Here is a 19,726-nt window from a genome sequence, read left to right on the forward strand (position 1 = left end):
CGGCAGCTCCTACAGGGGGTGCTTGAATTCAGGAGTGTTGGTGTGACTGCCAAACCGCAAAGTACGTTGCTATCCCCGTTGCAAACCGCCCGTCAACTGGCCGCCGAGTTTGCCCTCACCGCTGTCGAACGCGACGAACGCGGTGGCACGCCGAAAGCCGAGCGCGATGCCCTGCGCGACAGCGGCCTGCTGGCCCTGAGCATACCCACTCGCTACGGCGGCCTCGGCGCGAGCTGGAGCGAAACCCTGCAAATCGTCCGCGAGTTCGCCAAGGTCGACAGCTCGATCGCCCACGTCTTCGGTTTTCACCACCTGATGCTCGCCACCGTGCGCCTGTTTTCGCGGCCGGAACAATGGCAGCCGTGGTTCGAACAGACCGCCCGCCAGAACTGGTTCTGGGGTAACGCGCTCAACCCGCTGGACACCCGCACGGTGGTCAAGGATCTCGGTGGCTGGCGCGAGTTTTCCGGCAAGAAGAGTTTCTGCTCCGGCGCCAGCGACTCGCAGATGCTGATCGCCTCGGCCGTGGATGAAAGCGCCGGCGGCAAATTGCTCATCGCCGCGATTCCCAGCGGCCGCAGCGGCATCACCCTGCACAACGACTGGAACAACATCGGCCAGCGCCAGACCGACAGCGGCAGTGCGACGTTTGAACGGGTGCGGGTCGAAGAGTCGGAATTGCTTCTCGACCCCGGCCCCTTGAGCACGCCCTTCGCCTGCCTGCGACCGCTGATTGCGCAGCTGACATTCACCCATATGTTCCTCGGGATTGCCGAAGGTGCCTTCGAAGAAGCGCGCCAATACACCCTCAGTGAAACCCGCCTTTGGCACAAATCCTCGGCGCGCAGCGTGCGTGAAGACCCTTACGTGCTCGCGCATTACGGCGAATTCTGGGTCGCCCTTGAAGGCATTCGCTTATTGGTCGAACGCGCGGCGGCGCTGCTCGACGAGGCCTGGGCCAAAGGCCCGAACCTCAGCGCCGAAGAGCGCGGCCAGGTCGCCACGGCGATCGCCACCGCCAAAGTCGCCGCCAGCCGTCAGGGCCTGGACATCTGTAGCCGACTGTTCGAAGTGACTGGCGCGCGCTCGACCCACGCCTCGCTGCGCCTCGACCGGCACTGGCGCAACCTGCGCACGCAAACCCTGCACGATCCGCTGGATTACAAACTCCATGAGCTGGGCGACTGGGCGCTGAACCAGTCGCTGCCGGTGCCGACGTTCTATTCCTGATTCTTTCCTTTGTGGAGCGAGCCCATGCAACTGCTGACCCTACCGCCCTCACCCGCCCTGGCGACGTCGATCCGCGCCACTGCGCAGGTGTTCGAAGACCCGAAGTCCCAGGCCCTGCTCGCGCATCTGCAACAAGTCGCGCCGAGCGAAGCCAGCGTGTTGATCATCGGCGAGACCGGCACCGGCAAAGAGTTGGTCGCGCGGCATATCCACAACTTGAGCCATCGCCGCCATAGGCCTTTCATTGCGGTGAACTGCGGGGCATTCTCCGAATCGCTGGTGGAGGCCGAATTGTTCGGTCATGAAAAAGGCGCCTTCACGGGCGCCTTGAGTGCCAAGGCCGGCTGGTTCGAGGAAGCGGACGGCGGCACCTTGTTTCTCGATGAGATCGGCGATCTGCCGATGGCGATTCAGGTGAAGTTGCTGCGGGTCTTGCAGGAGCGCGAAGTGGTGCGGCTGGGCTCGCGCAAAAGCATTCCGATTGATGTGCGGGTATTGGCGGCGACCAACGTGCAACTGGAAAAAGCCATCAACGCAGGGAATTTCCGCGAGGATCTTTACTACCGACTGAACGTGGTCAATCTGGAGCTGAGTCCGCTACGCGAACGCCCCGGCGATATCCTGCCGCTGACCCGGCATTTCATCGAAGCCTACAGTCAGCGCCTCGGGTACGGGCGGGTCACCATCAGCCCCGGTGCCGAGCACAAACTGCGCGGCTACAGCTGGCCGGGCAACATCCGCGAGCTGGAAAACGTCATCCATCACACCCTGTTGATCTGCCGCAACGGCGTGATCGAGCGTGATGATTTACGCCTGTCCAATCTGCGCATCGAACGCCCGGACGACCAGCACGCCAGTGTTGATGACTCTCCGGAAGCACTGCTTGAGCAAGCCTTTCAAAAACTCTTCGCGCAGCAGGCCGGTGCGCTGCACGAAAAGGTTGAAGACGCTTTGCTGCGCGCCGCTTATCGCTTCTGCCATTACAACCAGGTACACACCGCCGCGCTGCTCGGGCTGAGCCGCAACGTCACGCGCACGCGACTGATCAAGATCGGCGAACTGGCGGTGAACAAACGGCGCCTCACGGAAAACCTGCACGGCGAGCGTTTGATTCAACTGTCGATCTAACCGACCAGGTTGCAGTGCAGCGCATCGTCGTGACTGCGGGCGATGCTGCTCAGCACCTGGAAGGAATTGAAGGTGATGGTTTTCGCCTGATGCGTGTGAATCAGTTGCCAGAAATCCTGCTCACCGCTTTCAAAGCTGCGTAACGCCGCCTCCCCCGCTTCGCGGGTCTGCCATTGCAGAAAGCTCAATACGCGGCGGCCGTCATCGCTGGCCTGCACGCTGGCACTGACAAAGCCCTCATAACGCTGGGCCAGACGCTCTGACTGTACAGACAGCGCATTGACCAATGCCGGTTGCTGGCGCGGCTCGATCTCGAATTCGATCAACTGAGTGAAACTGCGGTTTTTCGCTGATGCTTGCATGAAAATCCCCACTTGGCGGTAAGGCGAATCTTGCGACTCGAAGGCCTGCAGGGTAAAACCTCTAGTTAAGTCAAGGTCAAGAGCTGTTTTCAGATGATCAGCAAAGAAAACCTGCACAAACAGTTAACCGTCGGCGAAGTCGCGGCACGCAGTGGCGTGGCGGTGACGGCGCTGCATTTTTATGAATCGAAGGGGCTGATCAAAAGCCAGCGCAACGCCGGCAATCAGCGGCGTTATCCACGTGAGGTGCTGCGGCGGGTAGCGTTGATCAAGGTCGCGCAACGCCTGGGGATTCCGTTGGCGGAGATTGGCGAAGCGCTGAAGATTCTGCCTGATGATCGCGCGCCGACGGCGGCAGACTGGAAAGTTTTGTCCGAGCAGTGGCGGCGGGAACTGGATGAGCGGATCGAGCAATTGACGCTGCTGCGCGATCGGCTGAATGGCTGTATTGGCTGTGGCTGCCTTTCAATGCAAGCCTGCCCGCTGCGCAATCAGGGCGATGTGTTGGGTGAAAAAGGGCCTGGGCCGCATTTCCCAAAGGATTAATCGATTTCAGGAGGCTTTTGTGGTGAGGGGATTTATCCCCGATGGGCTGCGAAGCAGCCCCTAAGCCAGTCAATTAGGTATTACTGTAAAAATGGGGACTCAGGTTTTGGGGCTGCCTTGCAGCCCATCGGGGATAAATCCCCTCACCACAGGGGTTGCATGCTCTTGCTGCTCGTCGGGCAAAAGTCAGCACTGCGCGGACAGTTCTATAGTGATTCTTCACCTCGCAAAACAACAATCAGGGAGTACGTCATGAGCGTCAAACCCATTCCCGAGGGGTATCACAGCATTACCCCGTATCTCGGCATTCACAAAGCCGCCGAGGCCATCGACTTCTACAAAAAGGCTTTCGGTGCCACCGAAGTCATGCGTTTATCCATGCCGGACGGCGGTATCGGCCATGCCGAACTGCGCATCGGCGACAGTGCAATCATGCTCGGTTCGCCGTGTGATCAAGGGCCGTTGAGCAGTCCGGACAACGCCGTGTCGGTGGGTTTGCATTTGTATGTCACCGATGTCGACAAATCCTTTCAGCGAGCGCTGGATGCCGGGGCGACGACGGTGTCGGAGGTCAAGGATCAGTTTTACGGTGATCGCAGCGGGACGTTGAAGGACCCGTATGGGCACCTGTGGTTTCTGGCCTCGCGCAAGGAGGATTTGACGCAAGAGCAGATCAGGCAGCGGGCGATGGAGATGTTCAGCCAGGGTTGAATTTCTCGGTGAAATTGATGGCCTCATCGCGGGCAAGCCCGCTCCCACAGGGATCTGTGGTGTGACCGCTTTCTACGCTACACCACACAACCCTGTGGGAGCGGGCTTGCCCGCGATGGGGCCGGTACAGACGAACACATCACATTTCATGAACCGGCCCATCACGCTTTGCGCCTTGCCCCAAACCCCGGACACTTTCAGGATGCAGGCAACAAGCCCCCTGAAACAAGGATCAGCCCGATGTTTGCCGGATTCCTCAAAGACCAGCGTCACGTCAACGGCGTCGACATTGCCTGCCGCGTCGGCGGCAGCGGGCCGGGCCTGTTGCTGTTGCACGGCCACCCGCAGACCCACGTCATCTGGCACAAGATTGCCGAACAACTGGCCGAACACTTCACCGTGGTCGCCGCCGACCTGCGCGGTTACGGCGACAGCAGTCGCCCCGACGCTGACGAACTGCACCTCGGTTACTCCAAGCGCGAAATGGCCCGCGACAATGTCGAATTGATGAAAGCACTGGGTTTCGAGCAGTTCTCGATCCTCGCCCACGACCGCGGCGCACGGGTCGCTCATCGCCTGGCGCTCGACCACCCCGCCGCCGTGCAACGCATGCTGTTGCTGGACATCGCGCCGACCTTGTCGATGTACACGCAAACCAACGAAGCCTTCGCCCGCGCCTACTGGCACTGGTTCTTCCTGATTCGCCCGGCACCCTTGCCGGAAACGCTGATCGAAGCCAACCCGGAAGGTTATCTGCGCAGCGTAATGGGCAGTCGCAGCGCCGGCCTCAAACCGTTCACCGATGAAGCCTTCAGCGAATACCGGCGCTGCCTGCAACAACCCGGCAGCGCACGCGGCATCTGCGAGGATTACCGCGCCAGCGCCGTCATCGATCTGGAACACGACCGGGCCGACATCGCTGCCGGACATCACCTGAGTTTGCCACTGCGCGTATTGTGGGGCGCCGAAGGCACCGTCGGCCGCTGCTTCGATCCGCTGAGGGAATGGCAGCAAGTGGCGACGAATGTCTCCGGCCAGGCCCTGCCCGCCGGCCACTACCTTGCCGAAGAAGTCCCCGAACGGGTGCTCGCCGAAGCGCTGGCCTTCCTGCGCTGAGCAAAACCCCCAATGCTATGCTCGCGGCTCCTGCCGCCAGTGTGCGTTTTGCCATGCCCCAGAACAAAGACACCGTGCCCCTGCCCGAAGACCTGCGAGTGCTGCTCACCGTGATCCGCAAAAACGGATTTGCCGCCGCGGCCGATGAGCTGGGCCTGTCACCGGCCTACGTCAGCAAACGTATCCAGATTCTCGAAACCACCCTCGGCACTCGCCTGCTGCACCGCACCAGCCGTCGCGTTTCGCTGACCGAGGACGGTGAACGGGTGCAGCGCTGGGCGTTGCGCATTCTTGATGACTTCCAGCAACTGCACGACGAACTTTCCGACGCTCACGACAGCCCGCGTGGGCGTTTGCACCTGTGCAGCAGCTTCGGTTTCGGGCGCAATCACGTGGCGCCGGCGGTGTCGTTGCTGGCCGAACGTTATCCAGACCTGGAGATTCGCCTCGACCTGTTTGACCGGGTCGTGGACATCATCAATGAAGGCTTCGACCTGGAGATCCGTGTCGGTGATGACCTTCCCGGGCAGCACATCGGTCGACAACTGGTGAGCAATCGGCGCGTGTTGTGCGCGGCGCCCGGCTATCTGCAACGGCGCGGTACCCCGCTGACGCTGGAGGACTTGCAGCAGCATGACTGCCTGGTGATCAAGGAACGTGACAACACCTTCGGCATCTGGAATCTGGACCGTGACGGCGGCGAGGAAAGCGTGCGGGTCAGCGGGCCGTTGTCATCGAACAATGGCGAGATTGTTCTGCAATGGGCGCTGGATGGGCGTGGGATTTTGCTGCGTTCGTTGTGGGATGTGAAGCCGCTGCTGGAGCAAGGGTTGCTGGTGCAGGTGCTGGAAGATTACGGGCAGAGCGCGAATGTCTGGGCGGTGTACCCGACACGGTTGGCGCATTCGGGGAAATTACGCGCGTGTGTGGAATTCTTGCAGGAGCACTTCAAAAGCCTGTCCCTGTAACCCCAAACACCCAAACACCTTAACACCACGAAACCCTGTGGGAGCTGGCTTGCCAGCGATGGCATCAGTACATCAACATCATTTTTGCAGACACACCGCCATCGCTGGCAAGCCAGCTCCCACAGGTTATGCGTTTAACTTAACCACGGGTTGGCAGCCAGGTGTTGGCGTTCGAATGCGCTGATCTGATCGCGGCGTTGCAAGGTGCTGCCGATCGCGTCCAGCCCCAACAACAGCGACGTTTTGCGCAGCGCATCAATGTGGAAATCGACCACGCTGCCATCCGCGAGGCTGATCCGCTGCGCCTGCAGATCGATACTGAGCCGCGCGGTTTCAGCCTCGCCGACAAGCGTTCCGATGCGCTGCACCTGCGCCTCTTCCAGGGTGATCAACAACACGCCGTTGCGTTGGCAATTGTCGTAAAAGATCCCGGCAAAACTGCTGCCGATCAACGCGCGAACGCCCAGTTGCTGCAACCCCCACACCGCGTGTTCACGGCTGGAACCGCAGCCGAAATTCGGCCCGACCACCAGAAAACTCGCGCCTTGCCACGTCGCTTGATTCAACACGAAGTCGGGGTTGGGCGTGCCATCGGGCAAAAACCGCAGATCGAAAAACACCCCGCGATCCAGCCCTTGCCGGTCGATGCCCTTGAGAAACTGTTTCGGCATGATTACGTCGGTGTCGACGTTGGCCGCCAGAAACGGCGCGGCCTGACCGCTGACTTGAGTGAAGGGTTGCAGGCTCATGGGCGTTCTCCAAAGTGGCGGATGTCGGTGAGTCGACCGCTGATCGCAGCGGCGGCGACCATTGCCGGGCTCATCAGATGCGTGCGTGCTCCGGCGCCCTGCCGACCCTCGAAATTACGGTTGGTGCTGGATGCGCAGCGGTCGCCGGGGGCGAGCACGTCATCGTTCATCGCCAGGCACATCGAGCAACCGGACTGACGCCATTCAAAACCGGCGTCGATGAAAATCTGCGCAAGACCTTCCGCCTCTGCCTGCGCCCGCACTTCGCTGGAACCGGGCACGATCATCGCGCGTACATGCCCGGCGACCTGTTGCCCGCGCACGACGCTGGCAGCGTCGCGCAAATCTTCGATCCGCGCGTTGGTGCACGAGCCGATAAAGGCGTGGCTGATGACGATATCGCTGAGCGCCATGCCCGCTTCGAGGCCCATATAGTTGAGGGCGCGGCGCATGTCCTGACGCAGGATCGGATCGCTGATCAATTGCGGATCCGGCACTCGCGCACCGATGGCAGCGGCCTGATCCGGGCTGGTGCCCCAGGTCACCATTGGTTCCAGCCCACTGGCGTCGAGGTGTATTTCGCGATCGAACACCGCGCCGGGATCGCTGCGCAATTCGCGCCATTTTTCCACGCCGCGATCCCACAACTCACCTTGGGGCGCGCGCGGTTTGCCTTTCAAGTAGCTGAAGACTTTCTCGTCCGGCGCCATAAAGGCCCCGCGCGCACCGGCCTCGACGGCCATGTTGCAAATGGTCATGCGCGCTTCGACGCTCAAGGCATCGATGGACGAACCGCAGAATTCGATGGCGTAACCGGTGGCGCCGGACGCGCCGATTCGGCCGATCAGCGCCATGATCACGTCTTTCGAAGTCAGGCCCGGTGCCAGTTCGCCGTCCACCGTGACGCGCAGGCTTTTCAGGCGTTTGTAGACCAGCGTCTGCGATGCCAGCAGGTGCTCGATTTCCGAGGTGCCGATGCCGAAGCCGAAAGCTCCCAGTGCGCCATAGGTCGTGGTGTGGCTGTCGCCGGCAGCGATGACCATACCCGGCAGGATGAAGCCTTGTTCGGGCGCGATCACGTGCTCGATGCCTTGGCGCTTGTCGAGGATGTCCAGCAGTTCGATACCGAAGTCCCGGCAGTTTTCCGCCAGATACGACACTTGCCGGGCGCCGCCGGCATCGGGCATCGCGGCGATACGCAGCGGCGTAGTCGGGTTGACGTGATCGACCACCGCCAGCGCCGTGCCCGGTCGCCAGACCTGGCGCCCGGCAGCGCGCAGGCCGCTGAAAGCCTGCGGGCTGGTGTACTCGTTGATCACCTGACGATCGATATACAGCAGGACATGGCCCTGATCGTCGAGGCAGCACACCGTGTGCGAATCGATATGTTTGTCGTAAAGGGTTCTGGGACTCATCATGGCGTTCACTCAAGCAATCCGGGTGATTGCCATCATAGGCAGGCGCTGCCGCCCATCAATTGCCAGACAGTGATCGCGCGGATCATGAATCGTGTTCAATCCCCCCCTGTAGGAGCTGACGAGTGAAACGAGACTGCGATCTTTTGACCTTGAAAAATAGAATCAAAAGATCGCAGCGTGCCGCAGCTCCTACAGGAGAGATTGCGAAACATTTGCTTTCATATCGCCTTTCGGGATTTGCGTCGCTCATTCGTCCTATAGAGATGCAGGCCGTTCGCGTAGGCAAAAGCCACGAGCGGTCATTCGGGGACTGCTGTGCTGCGAAGCCCGTAGTGCCGCGCCCTCCCACCGAAACAGACGTCCAATCATGTCGAAGAAATCCCGCTCCAAACTGTGGTTCCTCGTTCATAGCTGGCTGGCGTTGCCGATCTGGTTTTTTGTCCTGATCGTCTGCGTCACCGGTACCTTGGCGGTGGTCAGCCAGGAAATCGTCTGGCTGGCGAACCCGCAAATGCGCGCCAGCCAGCCGACGGATGATGCGCCGCGACTGAGTTACGATCAGGTGCTGGCCGCCATCAAGAAAGCCGAACCTCGCACGGTGGTCGAGAGCATCAGCCGTCCCGACGAGTCGCACTTTGCGCTGGATGTCCGGGTCAGCTACCCGGATGGCCGTGAGCAGACCGTTTACGTCAATCCGTACACTGGGGTGATTCAGGGCGGCGCGCCGGATTTCAACTTCAAAGCCTTTACCCGCGCCTTGCATGGCTGGTGGCTGGTGCCGTTCACCAATGGTTACAGCTGGGGCTGGTACCTGGTGTCGTTCCTCGGTTTGCCATTACTGGCGTCGCTGATTACCGGGCTGGTGGTTTATAAACGCTTCTGGAAAGGATTCTTTAGCCCTACCCTGCGTTTTCGCCACGGTGCACGGATTTTCTGGGGTGATTTCCACCGTCTCAGCGGAATCTGGTCGATCTGGTTTATCGGCGTGATCTCGATCACCGGGACCTGGTTCCTGATCGAAGCGCTGCTGTTCGACAACCACATTTCCATCTCCAGCGAACCGGTCATTCCGGCGATGGCACGTGAAGCGGTGCCGATCTCGGCCGACGGCACACCACCGCCGCGCATCAGCCTGGATCGCGCCATTGAAGTCGCCCAAGAGAAAATTCCCGGCCTGGAAATCAGCTTCGTCAGCCTGCCGGCCAACGCCTACACCCATCTGAACGTCGGCGGCCGCGGCTGGTATCCATTGATGTTCCAGACCGCGACGCTCGATCCGTACAGCGGTGAAATGGCTGCTTCGCGTTTGTTGAGCGACCGTACCTCACTGGAATTCGTCACCGAATCCATGCGCCCCCTGCACACCGGCGACTTTGGCGGGCTGTGGATCAAATTGATCTGGTTCTTCTTCGGCCTGCTGCTGAGCATGATGGTCCTCAGCGGCTTGTTGATCTGGACCAAACGCACGGCGCTGGCGACGGCCAATGCCCTCAAGCGTGAATCGAAGAAAAACCGCGTGCAGGCGCAACCGGCCCTGCGCCGAGAAACGTCGGAGGTCGACCTGTGAGCAAGTCCAACACTGCACCTCAACCGTCGCGCCTGCGCCTGTTCTGGCACAAATGGCGCTTCCACATCAACGTGCTGTTGCTACTGATTCCATTGGGGTTCATGCCGAAATACTTCGCCGATGCGGCGCTGTTTCGCGGCGATGTCGGCCTCGGTGAACGCGAAGTCGGCGAAGTCGCGGTCGGCCCCTGGAGCCTGCGCCTCGCCGAGTTGCGCAATCAGGCGCCCCAGCTGGAAGGTCCGGCCGGCTACATGAAAAGTTTCAACGCCGCGCTTTGCGATGCCTGCATCGACACAGTCAAAGCCACTTACCTGCGCATTGGCAAACCGCGCAGCCTGCGCGCCGCCGGGGTGATTTTTTTCGGCGCGCCGTACCGCATGGGCGCGCAGTTGCCCGTACCGGAAAAAACCAAAGCCGACGCCGAACTGTGGATCACCATGGAAGGCTGGGACGGCAGCATGCATCAGGCCTCGATTCCCCTGAGCCAGGCCTCCCCCGCCACCATTGCCTGGCTGACTCAACAAGGAGCCAAACCATGACCCGCTCGCAACGCCCTTCCCGCCTGCGGCTGAGCGCCGCGTTGCTGGTGCTCAGCGCCGGTTTCACTGGCAGCGCGCTGGCGCATAACCCGATGTGCGAATGCAAAGCCATCGACGCTGACCAGATCAAATGCACCGGCGGTTTTTCCGACGGCAGCGGCGCCCCCGGCGTGACCCTCGACGTGATCGGTTACGACGAAACTATTCTGGTACCGGGCAAGCTTGGCAGCGATTCAACGCTGACCTTCAAAAAACCCGGCGCCGAGTTCTACGTGCTGTTCGACGCAGGCCCGGGCCACGTTGTCGAAATCGACCAAGCGGATATTGAGGCCCCATGAGTACGCCCACCACGCAAGTCGTACGCCCGGCCGGTGCCGGCCATGAAACCCTCAATGTGTTGCTGTTGTGTCTGTTGATTCTGGCGATTGCCGGTTCGGTGGTGGCGTGGCGCGGGGTTTCCCATGAGCCGGAGCCGGTCGCCAGCAATCAGTTCGACGCACGCCGCGATCTCAGTGCATCAGAGCAAGGCATTTATGCCGACCTGCGGGTGACCCTCGACGAAATCCGTCTGCTGCGCGAAGAACAGCAAACCTTGCCGACGCCGCAAAATCTGGCTGACGAAGGTTTTGCGCCATTTGCTCAGGATGCGAGTTCAGTCAGCCGCGGCGGTCATGCCTGGCAATTGCTGGCCGACACTGCCTACTTTGGCCACAGTCAGGCACCCGCCGTCGCTGGTTCATTCGTGATGCTGTTGAGCACCGATAACAGCGCTGCACCGGACATCTGGCTCAACCGCGATGCCGATCTCAAAGTGCCGACCGAACTGACCGCCGCCGCCCTGTCCGCGTCGGGCTGGAAACAGATCGTCGCGCAATACGATGCCGGGGTTACCCGCGAACATCGCCATTGATTCCTCGCCCTCACCCGAGAGAAGACCGTTTGCCCATGTCTATTTCATCGCCTCGCCGTCCCTTGTTGCGTATGTTTCTGGTCGGCCTCTGCGCCTGCCTGCTGAGCCCGCTGGCCAGCGCCGATCAGGCCAAGCGCCTGCGCATCGGCATCACTCTGCATCCTTATTACAGCTATGTGGCGAACATCGTCGGCGACAAGGCCGAGGTCGTGCCGCTGATTCCCGCCGGTTTCAACCCGCATGCTTACGAGCCGCGCGCCGAAGACATCAAGCGCATCAGCGGGCTGGACGTGATCGTGCTCAACGGTGTCGGCCATGATGATTTTGCCGACCGCATGATCGCCGCCAGCGAAACACCGAACATCAAGACCATCGAAGCCAACGAAAACGTGCCACTGCTGGCCGCCACCGGGGTCGCTGCGCGCGGCGCCGGCAAAGTGGTCAACCCGCACACGTTTTTGTCGATCAGCGCCTCGATCGCCCAGGTCAACAACATTGCCCGCGAGCTGGGCAAGCTCGACCCGGACAACGCCAAGACCTACACGCAAAACGCCCGCGCCTACGGCAAACGCCTGCGGCAGATGCGTGCCGACGCGCTGGCCAAGCTGACCCAGGCGCCGAACGCCGAGCTGCGCGTCGCCACCGTCCATGCCGCTTACGACTATCTGTTGCGTGAGTTCGGTCTGGAAGTAACCGCCGTGGTCGAGCCGGCGCACGGCATCGAGCCGAGCCCGAGCCAGTTGAAGAAGACCATCGATCAACTGCGCGAACTGGACGTGAAAGTGATCTTCTCGGAGATGGATTTCCCGTCGAGTTACGTCGATACCATTCAGCGTGAATCCGGGGTGAAGCTGTACCCGCTGTCGCATATTTCCTACGGCGAATACACCGCCGACAAGTACGAAAAGGAAATGACCGGCAACCTCAACACTGTGGTACGGGCGATTCAGGAGTCCGGCGCATGACCTCCAAAGAAACCCTGATCGCCGACCACACCGAATCCCCTGTAGGAGCGAGCCTGCTCGCGAATGCGTCGGTTCAGGCAACCTCTTCGTTGGATGACATAGCGCTATCGCGAGCAGGCTCACTCCTACAGGTTTCGGGGCCGACGCTGGATTTTGCGCAGGTTTGTCTGACGCTGGGGCGTACGACGATTCTCGACAAGGTCACCTTCCAGGTGCAGCCCGGCAGCGTCCACGCACTGGTCGGCCCCAACGGTGGCGGCAAGAGTTCGCTGATCAAAACCCTGCTCGGGCAGATGCCGCATCAGGGCCAGCTCAGCCTGCATTGGCCGCGCGAGCCCGGCACCATCGGTTATGTGCCACAGGCACTGGAATTCGATCGCGGTTTGCCGATGACCGTCGACGATTTCATGGCCGCGATGTGCCAGCGTCGTCCGGCATTTCTTGGTTTGAGCAAACACTACGCCGGCGCCATCGGTGATGCGCTGGAACGCGTCGGCATGCAGGACAAACGCAAGCGCCGCATGGGCGCGCTGTCCGGCGGTGAACGGCAGCGGGTTTTGCTTGCGCAAGGGTTGATTCCGGCGCCGCAATTGCTGGTGCTCGATGAGCCGATGTCGGCCCTCGACGAAGCCGGGATTCAGGTGTTCGAACGCCTGCTCAATGACTGGCGCGCCGCCGGCATCACCGTGTTGTGGATCGAGCATGATCTTGAAGCCGTCGGTCGCCTGGCCGATCGCGTCACCGGCCTCAACCGTCGTGTGTTGTTCGACGCCACACCTCGCGAGGCGCTGACCCCGGAGCGTCTGCTGACACTGTTTTCGACCCATCCACGGAGCGCGAGCTGATGAGTTACGAAGCCTTTCGTTTGATGGTTCAAGGCTGGGCCTCGTCCGGTTACCTGCCGGAAGCGCTCGCTTATGGGTTTGTCGTCAATGCGTTGCTCGCCGGCCTGCTGATCGGCCCGGTACTCGGCGGCCTCGGCACGCTGGTGGTGGTCAAGCGCTTCGCGTTTTTTTCCGAAGCAGTCGGTCACGCCGCGCTGACCGGTGTGGCCATTGGCATTCTGCTTGGCGAACCCTACACCGGGCCGTACGGCAGTCTGTTCGGTTACTGCCTGTTGTTCGGCATCCTGCTTAATTACCTGCGCAACCGCACCGGTCTGGCGCCCGATACCTTGATCGGCGTATTCCTCTCGGTGTCGCTGGCCTTGGGTGCGAGCCTGCTGCTGATTCTCGCCGGCAAGATCAACGTGCACATTCTCGAGAACGTGTTGTTCGGTTCGGTATTGACCGTCAACGGCAATGATCTGGCGGTGCTGGCCATCGTCGGTTCGCTGGTCATGGCCCTGGCGCTGCCGCTGTACAACCGCATCATGCTCGCCAGTTTCAATCCGCAACTGGCGGCGGTGCGCGGCGTCGCGGTGAAGACCCTGGATTACCTGTTCGTGATTCTGGTGACGCTGATTACCGTCGCGGCAGTGAAAGTCATCGGCGCGATTCTGGTCGGTGCGCTGCTGGTGATTCCCGCCGCTGCGGCACGCTTGCTTAGCCAGTCGCTCAAGGGCTTTTTCTGGTGTTCAGTGTTGATCGCTACTGTGAGCACCTTGTGCGGGATTCTCGCGCCGATCGTCTTCGATCTGCCAATTCCGTCCGGCGCCGCGATCATTCTGGTCGCCGGCATCGCCTTCGCCCTCGCCGCCATCGCGCGCGGTGTCGTCCCGAGCCTGAAAGGGAATCTTGGATAAATGACTTTTTCAATGCGCAAACTGACTTTGGCCATGGCCCTGTGCGGCGTCGTCTGCACGCCACTGCTCGCCGCCGAAAACGCTAAACCGCTGCGGGTGCTGGCGTCGCTGCCGATCACCTACGGCCTGGGTGAAGTGCTGCTCAAGGGCACCGATGTCAACCTCGAACGCGCGGCACCGGCGAACCTGCCGGGCAGTCGCCAGACCGCCTACTTCACCGGGCGTGGCGCGCCGGCGCTGAGCAAACTGGCGACCGGTGCCGACGCGGTCATCGGCGTACGCTCGCTGTGGGCTGACGATCCGCTGTATCCGATTTCTCGGCGCAGCAATATTCGCATCGTTGAAGTCGACGCGGCACGGCCGGTCGACGGCGCCCTGCCCGGCATCGCTGTGCAGCCAGGTCTGATGATCGATGGCTTGAACAGTCAGCCATGGCTTTCCAGCAACAATATGGGGCGCATGGCCGACGTCATGGCGGCGGATCTGGTGCGCCTGGCACCGGCCGCCAAGCCTGCGATCGAGGCGAACCTGGCGGCGTTGAAACAGCGTCTGCTCAAGCTCAGCGCCGACAGCGAGGCGCGGCTGGCCAGTGCCGACAATCTGAGCGTGATGAGTTTGAGCGATCACTTCGGTTATTTGATTGGCAGCCTGAATCTGGAATTGGTCGGCCAGGATCCGCGTCCGGATGCGGAGTGGACGCCTGAGGATCTGAAAAAGCTGACGGCCACGCTCAAGGACAATGATGTGGCGGTGGTGCTGCATCATCGCCAGCCTGCGGAGGCGGTGAAAGCGGCGATTGCCGAGTCGGGTAGCCGGTTGTTGGTGTTGAGCACCGATGCGGCGGATCCGGTGGCGGAGCTGGAGGGGAATGTGGATCTGCTGCTCAAGGGATTGAGCGGGGTGTAATTTCATCCGAGACCGCGTTATCGTTCATCGCTGGCAAGCCAGGTCCCACAGGGTTCGCGGTGAACGCAGATTTTGTAATCCCCCCGATACCTGTGGGAGCTGGCTTGCCAGCGATGAGGCCCTGATCATCAACACAAATCCAGGGCATGAAAAAACCCGCTGACCTTATCGGTTCAGCGGGTTTCTTTTTGCCGGATGCTTATTGCGCCACGGCCTGCGCTTCCATCTTCTGGCGCAGGCTCAGCGGACGCATGTCGGTCCAGACTTCTTCGATGTAGGCCAGGCATTCCTTTTTCAGGCCGCTCTTGCCCACGGTGCGCCAGCCTTCCGGCACGGCTTTGTAGTCCGGCCAGATCGAGTACTGCTCTTCGTGGTTGACCACGACCTGAAAGAGGATGTCCTCGCGGTCGAATACTGACGTCATGCTGGTTCTCCATCGTTGTAAGGGTGGGCTGCACAACGGGTGCAGCCGGGTATGTAGAAAGAACGTTCGGCGCGGCGAAAAATTTACACGGCGGCCGTCGCGGCCACCAAGGCACGGCCGAAGATCTCGGCAACACGGTCGATTTCAGCGGCGGTGATCACCAGCGGCGGCAGGAAACGCACCACCGCACCGTGACGGCCGCCCAGCTCCAGGATCAGCCCGCGCTTGAGGCACTCGCGTTGCACCAACGGCGCCAGAGCCGCGAACGCCGGCGGATGACCGAGGGCATCCGGCGCACCGTTCGGGTCAACCAGTTCAACACCGAGCATCAGGCCACGGCCACGAATGTCGCCCAGCTGCGGGAAGTCACGCTGCAGGATGCGCAGGTGCTCGCTCAGGCGTGCGCCCATGGCCGCGGCGTGCTCGCAGACCTTGTGCTCGACCAGATAACGCATCACCGCAGAACCGGCGGCCATCGCCATCTGATTGCCACGGAACGTGCCGGCGTGTGCGCCCGGTTGCCAGGTGTCGAGCCAGTCGCGATACACCACCACCGCCAGCGGCAGGCTGCCACCGATGGCTTTGGACAGCACCACCACGTCAGGCGTGATGCCGGCGTGTTCGAAGGCAAACATCTTGCCGGTACGGGCGAAACCGCTCTGGATCTCGTCGACGATCAACGCCACGCCAGCCTTCTCGGTAATTCGGCGCAGGCCGCGTAGCCACTCGATGTCGGCGGGTATCACCCCACCCTCGCCCTGCACGGCTTCAACGATCACGGCGGCGGGCAGTTGCACGCCGGCTTCGGGGTCGTTGAGCAGGTTTTCCAGATAACTCAAATTGGCTTTGACGCCCGCAGCGCCACCGAGGCCGAACGGGCAACGGTAGTCATACGGGAACGGCATGAACTGCACGCCGCTGCTGAGCAACGCGCCCAACGGCCTTTTCGGCCCCAGGCTGCCCATCAGGCTCAAAGCGCCCTGACTCATGCCGTGGTAACCACCGGAGAACGACAGTACGGTGCTGCGCCCGGTGGCGGTGCGCACCAGTTTCAGCGCCGCTTCCACTGCGTCAGTGCCGGTCGGGCCGCAGAACTGGATTTTCGCCTCCGCCGCGAGGGCAGACGGCAGCAGGCCGAACAGGTCCTGAACGAATTGATCCTTGACCGGTGTGGTCAGATCGAGAGTGTGCAACGGCAGTTCATCGGCCAGCACTTGCTGGATCGCTTCGATCACCACCGGGTGATTGTGGCCGAGCGCCAGCGTGCCGGCACCGGCCAGGCAATCGATAAAGGTGCGGCCTTCAACGTCTTCGACGTACAGGCCTTTGGCACGCTTGAGCGCCAGCGGAATGCGCCGTGGATAACTGCGGGCGTTGGATTCCTGTTGCGCCTGACGCGCGAGCAACGGCGACTCGTTGAACTGGTACAGCGTTTCCGCTGGCGCCGAGCTGACCCGGGCCGACGACTCTTCGATAAGGCTGGTGGCGACTGACATCTCTCGACCCCTCAATACGCTATGGATAGTGACCAAAACAGCACACCGCACAGGTGCGCATTCCGGTCGCGGAGCGCACTTGCAGGTTTTCCTGTTCTGGAAACGCTTAAGCGTCCCGAGGATTTAGACCCTTGATCGAGTTGTCAGGCCGAGGTGTCGAACGACTGGGTCATTGCCAGGGTCTGCAAGCCGTCGCGGGCAGCCGGTTGCGTCGATTCGCGATAGCCCAGTCGCCGATAAAAAGCCTGGCCGGTGCGGGTGCTGTTGAGATTGACATGCAGAACGCCGCGAATGCGCAGCCAGCCGTGCAGATCGTTCATCAACGCCCGCCCTGCGCCACGACGAAACCATTCCGGCTGCACGTAGCAGAACGTGATTTCCCCGCAGGCGGCGGCCATGCCGACGCCCACCGGTTTATCCCCGAGCAGCGCAACATTCACATAGCACTGCGGATTGGCCAGCCAGGCACTGATCTGTTCGGCAGACAGTTGCGCAAGCCAGGCGCTGACTCGTTGGGGATCGTTGCGGTGATCGAACGCACAACCGACGCGGATCGAGCGTTCGATGATGCGGCTGATGATGCCGCTGTCGGCCGGGAGGGCCGAACGAATACAGATGGGTGCTTCCATGGCGCTGTTCCCTCAATCCATTGAGTCAAAGCAGGGGCCGACCTTAACCCCGCCCCGCCCGGATAGCGAACGCCAAGAAGTTACATTTGATGAGAATCCCCTGTAGGAGCTGCCGAAGGCTGCGATCTTTTGATCTTGTTTTCCAGGATCACAAGATCGCAGCCTTCGGCAGCTCCTACAGGGGGGAGTGAAATCAGAGCGTTTGCAGGGGCATGGTCAGTTCGACGCGCAGGCCGTCCGCGCGGCTGTCGAAATGCAGCGCGCAGTCGCAACGCTGGACGATCGCCTGGACAATCGCCAGGCCGAGGCCGCAGCCGGTGCTTTGGCCGTTGCGCCAGAAGCGCTGGGTCAGGTGCTGCAAATCATCCGGGGCAATGCCCGGACCATGGTCGCGCACGACAAAACGTACGCGGTTGCCGATGGTTTCCAGGCTCACCTCGACTGCGCAATCTTCCGGTGTATGGCGCAGCGCGTTGTCGAGCAAATTGCGCAGCGCGGCAATCGCCAACACCGCAGGCATCTGCAACGGAGCCTCAGAAAGCTGCGCCGGCAATTGCAGTTTGATCCGCAGTCGTTCGCCGCCGGTAGCATCCTGAATCGCCAGTCGGGCGACCTGTTCGGCACTGCATTGCGAACCGTCGTCGAACGACAGACTGCCTTCGACTCGCGCCAGCAGCAGCAATTGCTCAAGGGTCCGATGCAGGCGATCAGCGCCCTCTTCCGCCCGCGCCAGCGATTGATCGCGAGCGCTGCCTTCGGTCATGCGCGCCACTTGCAGGTGGGTCTTGATCGCCGTCAGCGGGCTGCGCAGTTCGTGCGCCGCGTCACCGGTCAGCCGCCGCTCACGTTCGATGGTCTTGCCAATGCGCTGGAACAATTGATTCTGCGTATCCAGCAGCGGTTTCAATTCGCTGGGAAATGCCTGCAATTGCAGCGGCTCAAGCGAGTCGGCATTGCGCCGCATCAGCGCTTCACGCAAGCGATTGAGCGGCGCCAGCCCCTGGCCGATGCCCAGCCACAACAGGCACAGGCACCCAAGCAACGCCACGCCGACCGGCACCGACGCGGCCAGCAGAATCGACATGTTCAGGGCCTCGCGCTCGATCTGCCGATCCGCCGTGGTAATCCGCACATCGCCGCGTGCGAGGGTGAAACTGCGCCACGGCGCGCCGTCGATGATCTGGTCGTGGAAGCCCATTTTCTCGGCCTCCAGCGCTTGCTCGGGGTTGTTGTGACTGCGGGCGAGAATTTCCCCGCGCAACGAACTGACCTGACAGGCCATGCCGCCAGGAATATTCAATTGTTCAGCGCTGAAATGCGTGCCCTCGCCTTTGCTCGGCAGTGTCGGCAACTGTTCCAGCAGCCCGGCGACCATGCGCGCCGACGCCACCAGACGCTGGTCGAGGGAAAACATCATCTGATTGCGCAGGTCACTGAGCATCCAGGCCGCCGCCAGCGCCCAGATCAGCGCGAACGCGGCGCCGAGGGTCAGGCTCAGGCGCAGTCGCAGACTCATCACTTGCCTTGATCTCCGCCATCTGCCGGGCCGAGCCGATAACCCAGGCCGCGCACGGTTTCGACGATGCCCTTGCCGAGTTTGCTGCGCAGGTGATGGATGTGTACGTTGAGGGCGTTGCTTTCCAGCTCGTCGTTGAAGCCGTAGACGCTGTCCTTCAGTTGCTCGGTGGAAAGCACCCGCCCACGATTATGCAGCAGGGCTTGCAGCAACGATTGCTCGCGGCGCGACAAATCCACCGGTTGCCCGGCGAGGGTGGTTTCGCGGCTGCTCGGGTCATAAGTCAGCGCGCCGTGTTCGATCAGATTGACGCTGCGGCCCGCCACGCGGCGCAACAGGGTTTGCAAGCGCGCGAACAGTTCACGCAGATCGAACGGTTTGAGCAGGTAATCGTCAGCGCCGGCCTGCAAGCCATCAACGCGGTCGGTAACCGAATCGCGTGCGGTCAGAATCAGTACCGGGATTTCCAGGCCACTTTGCCGCAATTGTTGCAGCAATTTGAGGCCATCTTCGTCGGGCAGGCCGAGATCGAGCACCATCACGTCAAATTCGGCGACCTTGAGCATCGCCCGCGCCTTCGACGCCGTGTTGACGTGGTCGACGGTCAACCCCTGCGCCGTGAGACCGGCAACGATCCCGCTGGCGATCAACTCATCGTCTTCGCAAACCAGTACGTGCATGGTGAGTCCCGTAGAAAAAAGCCGATTAGGCAGTTGGCCGATTAAGCTGACATTATGCCCCGAACGTCACAGCGACAAGGGCATGGCGGTTAATCATCGGTTAATCGCCACCGCCCATTGTG

At 61.5% G+C, this 19,726-nt stretch carries 22 protein-coding genes; 14 read left to right on the forward strand and 8 right to left on the reverse strand.

Translation table 11 applies throughout. The features are described from left to right. Positions 1 to 42: 42 nt before the first annotated feature. Together PMI37_RS28905 and PMI37_RS28910 are read left to right on the forward strand one after the other, a co-directional pair. A complete protein-coding gene (locus PMI37_RS28905) occupies positions 43 to 1,230 on the forward strand; it encodes an acyl-CoA dehydrogenase family protein (RefSeq protein ID WP_045123338.1) in 1,188 nt (395 codons plus the stop codon). A gap of 24 nt (positions 1,231 to 1,254) precedes the next feature. After that, positions 1,255 to 2,358: a sigma-54 interaction domain-containing protein gene (locus PMI37_RS28910; protein ID WP_008088127.1), complete on the forward strand. Its 1,104-nt coding sequence runs from the start codon at positions 1,255 to 1,257 to the stop codon at positions 2,356 to 2,358. On the opposite strand, the gene PMI37_RS28915 is transcribed toward PMI37_RS28910, so the two are convergent. Continuing rightward, positions 2,355 to 2,720 carry an antibiotic biosynthesis monooxygenase gene (locus tag PMI37_RS28915; protein ID WP_008088129.1) on the reverse strand — a complete coding sequence of 122 codons (366 nt, stop codon included), beginning with the start codon at positions 2,718 to 2,720 and terminating at the stop codon, positions 2,355 to 2,357. The genes PMI37_RS28910 and PMI37_RS28915 overlap by 4 nt on opposite strands. 93 nt (positions 2,721 to 2,813) lie before the next feature. Between PMI37_RS28915 and soxR the strand changes: the two genes are divergently transcribed. The 4 genes from soxR to PMI37_RS28935 all read left to right on the forward strand — a co-directional run bounded on the left by soxR (position 2,814) and on the right by PMI37_RS28935 (position 6,061). Further along, positions 2,814 to 3,266: a redox-sensitive transcriptional activator SoxR gene (soxR, locus tag PMI37_RS28920; protein WP_008088131.1), complete on the forward strand. Its 453-nt coding sequence runs from the start codon at positions 2,814 to 2,816 to the stop codon at positions 3,264 to 3,266. Between the two features lie 252 nt (positions 3,267 to 3,518). Beyond that, positions 3,519 to 3,977, forward strand: a complete 459-nt coding sequence (locus PMI37_RS28925) for a VOC family protein (RefSeq protein WP_008088133.1) — start codon at positions 3,519 to 3,521, stop codon at positions 3,975 to 3,977. A 240-nt stretch (positions 3,978 to 4,217) separates the two neighbouring features. Further along, positions 4,218 to 5,093, forward strand: coding sequence for an alpha/beta fold hydrolase (locus PMI37_RS28930; protein ID WP_008088135.1), 876 nt, complete (start codon positions 4,218 to 4,220; stop codon positions 5,091 to 5,093). 17 nt (positions 5,094 to 5,110) lie between these two features. Continuing rightward, the gene (locus PMI37_RS28935) at positions 5,111 to 6,061 is read left to right on the forward strand and encodes a LysR substrate-binding domain-containing protein (RefSeq protein ID WP_008088137.1); all 951 of its coding nucleotides are present in this window, start codon (positions 5,111 to 5,113) and stop codon (positions 6,059 to 6,061) included. Between the two features lie 134 nt (positions 6,062 to 6,195). On the opposite strand, the gene leuD is transcribed toward PMI37_RS28935, so the two are convergent. Continuing rightward, the gene (gene leuD, locus PMI37_RS28940; protein WP_008088139.1) at positions 6,196 to 6,810 is read right to left on the reverse strand and encodes a 3-isopropylmalate dehydratase small subunit; all 615 of its coding nucleotides are present in this window, start codon (positions 6,808 to 6,810) and stop codon (positions 6,196 to 6,198) included. Further along, on the reverse strand, positions 6,807 to 8,225 hold the full coding sequence (gene leuC / locus PMI37_RS28945; RefSeq protein ID WP_045123340.1) for a 3-isopropylmalate dehydratase large subunit: 1,419 nt from the start codon (positions 8,223 to 8,225) through the stop codon (positions 6,807 to 6,809). The genes leuD and leuC overlap by 4 nt, the downstream gene beginning before the upstream one ends. A 370-nt stretch (positions 8,226 to 8,595) precedes the next feature. Here leuC and PMI37_RS28950 point away from each other — a divergent pair, with 370 nt between their 5' ends. From PMI37_RS28950 to PMI37_RS28985, 8 genes are read left to right on the forward strand one after another with little or no spacing between them, the layout of a single operon-like run. Further along, positions 8,596 to 9,795, forward strand: coding sequence for a PepSY-associated TM helix domain-containing protein (locus tag PMI37_RS28950; protein WP_008088143.1), 1,200 nt, complete (start codon positions 8,596 to 8,598; stop codon positions 9,793 to 9,795). Next, the gene (locus PMI37_RS28955) at positions 9,792 to 10,334 is read left to right on the forward strand and encodes a hypothetical protein (RefSeq protein ID WP_008088145.1); all 543 of its coding nucleotides are present in this window, start codon (positions 9,792 to 9,794) and stop codon (positions 10,332 to 10,334) included. Before PMI37_RS28950 ends, PMI37_RS28955 begins: the two co-directional genes overlap by 4 nt. Then, positions 10,331 to 10,672: a hypothetical protein gene (locus PMI37_RS28960; protein WP_008088147.1), complete on the forward strand. Its 342-nt coding sequence runs from the start codon at positions 10,331 to 10,333 to the stop codon at positions 10,670 to 10,672. Before PMI37_RS28955 ends, PMI37_RS28960 begins: the two co-directional genes overlap by 4 nt. Continuing rightward, the gene (locus tag PMI37_RS28965) at positions 10,669 to 11,244 is read left to right on the forward strand and encodes a DUF6162 family protein (RefSeq protein ID WP_008088154.1); all 576 of its coding nucleotides are present in this window, start codon (positions 10,669 to 10,671) and stop codon (positions 11,242 to 11,244) included. The genes PMI37_RS28960 and PMI37_RS28965 overlap by 4 nt, the downstream gene beginning before the upstream one ends. Positions 11,245 to 11,279: 35 nt before the next feature. After that, on the forward strand, positions 11,280 to 12,209 hold the full coding sequence (locus tag PMI37_RS28970; protein WP_008088156.1) for a metal ABC transporter substrate-binding protein: 930 nt from the start codon (positions 11,280 to 11,282) through the stop codon (positions 12,207 to 12,209). Beyond that, complete coding sequence (locus PMI37_RS28975; protein ID WP_008088158.1) at positions 12,206 to 13,054, forward strand: metal ABC transporter ATP-binding protein; 849 nt, start codon at positions 12,206 to 12,208, stop codon at positions 13,052 to 13,054. The genes PMI37_RS28970 and PMI37_RS28975 overlap by 4 nt, the downstream gene beginning before the upstream one ends. Continuing rightward, a complete protein-coding gene (locus PMI37_RS28980; protein ID WP_007917717.1) occupies positions 13,054 to 13,953 on the forward strand; it encodes a metal ABC transporter permease in 900 nt (299 codons plus the stop codon). The genes PMI37_RS28975 and PMI37_RS28980 overlap by 1 nt, the downstream gene beginning before the upstream one ends. Further along, positions 13,954 to 14,859 (forward strand): metal ABC transporter substrate-binding protein, encoded by a 906-nt coding sequence (locus PMI37_RS28985; protein WP_008088160.1) that lies wholly within the window; start codon positions 13,954 to 13,956, stop codon positions 14,857 to 14,859. A 199-nt stretch (positions 14,860 to 15,058) separates the two neighbouring features. On the opposite strand, the gene PMI37_RS28990 is transcribed toward PMI37_RS28985, so the two are convergent. The 5 genes from PMI37_RS28990 to PMI37_RS29010 all read right to left on the reverse strand — a co-directional run bounded on the left by PMI37_RS28990 (position 15,059) and on the right by PMI37_RS29010 (position 19,604). After that, positions 15,059 to 15,283: an MbtH family protein gene (locus PMI37_RS28990; protein WP_008088166.1), complete on the reverse strand. Its 225-nt coding sequence runs from the start codon at positions 15,281 to 15,283 to the stop codon at positions 15,059 to 15,061. Between the two features lie 83 nt (positions 15,284 to 15,366). Then, positions 15,367 to 16,779, reverse strand: coding sequence for an aspartate aminotransferase family protein (locus tag PMI37_RS28995; RefSeq protein ID WP_008088168.1), 1,413 nt, complete (start codon positions 16,777 to 16,779; stop codon positions 15,367 to 15,369). 143 nt (positions 16,780 to 16,922) lie between these two features. After that, positions 16,923 to 17,408: a GNAT family N-acetyltransferase gene (locus tag PMI37_RS29000; RefSeq protein ID WP_008088170.1), complete on the reverse strand. Its 486-nt coding sequence runs from the start codon at positions 17,406 to 17,408 to the stop codon at positions 16,923 to 16,925. A gap of 193 nt (positions 17,409 to 17,601) precedes the next feature. Further along, the gene (locus tag PMI37_RS29005) at positions 17,602 to 18,924 is read right to left on the reverse strand and encodes an ATP-binding protein (RefSeq protein ID WP_008088172.1); all 1,323 of its coding nucleotides are present in this window, start codon (positions 18,922 to 18,924) and stop codon (positions 17,602 to 17,604) included. Further along, positions 18,924 to 19,604 (reverse strand): response regulator, encoded by a 681-nt coding sequence (locus PMI37_RS29010; RefSeq protein ID WP_008088174.1) that lies wholly within the window; start codon positions 19,602 to 19,604, stop codon positions 18,924 to 18,926. The genes PMI37_RS29005 and PMI37_RS29010 overlap by 1 nt, the downstream gene beginning before the upstream one ends. Positions 19,605 to 19,726 lie beyond the last annotated feature (122 nt).

Source organism: Pseudomonas sp. GM80, assembly GCF_000282515.1.
In the GTDB taxonomy this organism is placed as follows: Bacteria; Pseudomonadota; Gammaproteobacteria; order Pseudomonadales; family Pseudomonadaceae; genus Aquipseudomonas.

What these genes read in the sequence shown, in the direction of transcription:
- PMI37_RS28935 (WP_008088137.1), top strand. Translation starts at nt 5,111, where the DNA reads ATGCTCGCGGCTCCTGCCGCCAGTGTGCGTTTTGCCATGCCCCAGAAC.
- soxR (WP_008088131.1), top strand. Translation starts at nt 2,814, where the DNA reads ATGATCAGCAAAGAAAACCTGCACAAACAGTTAACCGTCGGCGAAGTC.
- PMI37_RS29000 (WP_008088170.1), bottom strand. Translation starts at nt 17,408, where the DNA reads ATGGAAGCACCCATCTGTATTCGTTCGGCCCTCCCGGCCGACAGCGGC.
- PMI37_RS29010 (WP_008088174.1), bottom strand. Translation starts at nt 19,604, where the DNA reads ATGCACGTACTGGTTTGCGAAGACGATGAGTTGATCGCCAGCGGGATC.
- PMI37_RS28965 (WP_008088154.1), top strand. Translation starts at nt 10,669, where the DNA reads ATGAGTACGCCCACCACGCAAGTCGTACGCCCGGCCGGTGCCGGCCAT.
- PMI37_RS28985 (WP_008088160.1), top strand. Translation starts at nt 13,954, where the DNA reads ATGACTTTTTCAATGCGCAAACTGACTTTGGCCATGGCCCTGTGCGGC.
- PMI37_RS29005 (WP_008088172.1), bottom strand. Translation starts at nt 18,924, where the DNA reads ATGAGTCTGCGACTGCGCCTGAGCCTGACCCTCGGCGCCGCGTTCGCG.
- PMI37_RS28990 (WP_008088166.1), bottom strand. Translation starts at nt 15,283, where the DNA reads ATGACGTCAGTATTCGACCGCGAGGACATCCTCTTTCAGGTCGTGGTC.
- PMI37_RS28930 (WP_008088135.1), top strand. Translation starts at nt 4,218, where the DNA reads ATGTTTGCCGGATTCCTCAAAGACCAGCGTCACGTCAACGGCGTCGAC.
- PMI37_RS28975 (WP_008088158.1), top strand. Translation starts at nt 12,206, where the DNA reads ATGACCTCCAAAGAAACCCTGATCGCCGACCACACCGAATCCCCTGTA.
- PMI37_RS28970 (WP_008088156.1), top strand. Translation starts at nt 11,280, where the DNA reads ATGTCTATTTCATCGCCTCGCCGTCCCTTGTTGCGTATGTTTCTGGTC.
- PMI37_RS28925 (WP_008088133.1), top strand. Translation starts at nt 3,519, where the DNA reads ATGAGCGTCAAACCCATTCCCGAGGGGTATCACAGCATTACCCCGTAT.
- PMI37_RS28910 (WP_008088127.1), top strand. Translation starts at nt 1,255, where the DNA reads ATGCAACTGCTGACCCTACCGCCCTCACCCGCCCTGGCGACGTCGATC.
- PMI37_RS28960 (WP_008088147.1), top strand. Translation starts at nt 10,331, where the DNA reads ATGACCCGCTCGCAACGCCCTTCCCGCCTGCGGCTGAGCGCCGCGTTG.
- PMI37_RS28950 (WP_008088143.1), top strand. Translation starts at nt 8,596, where the DNA reads ATGTCGAAGAAATCCCGCTCCAAACTGTGGTTCCTCGTTCATAGCTGG.
- PMI37_RS28915 (WP_008088129.1), bottom strand. Translation starts at nt 2,720, where the DNA reads ATGCAAGCATCAGCGAAAAACCGCAGTTTCACTCAGTTGATCGAATTC.
- leuD (WP_008088139.1), bottom strand. Translation starts at nt 6,810, where the DNA reads ATGAGCCTGCAACCCTTCACTCAAGTCAGCGGTCAGGCCGCGCCGTTT.
- PMI37_RS28995 (WP_008088168.1), bottom strand. Translation starts at nt 16,779, where the DNA reads ATGTCAGTCGCCACCAGCCTTATCGAAGAGTCGTCGGCCCGGGTCAGC.
- leuC (WP_045123340.1), bottom strand. Translation starts at nt 8,225, where the DNA reads ATGAGTCCCAGAACCCTTTACGACAAACATATCGATTCGCACACGGTG.
- PMI37_RS28980 (WP_007917717.1), top strand. Translation starts at nt 13,054, where the DNA reads ATGAGTTACGAAGCCTTTCGTTTGATGGTTCAAGGCTGGGCCTCGTCC.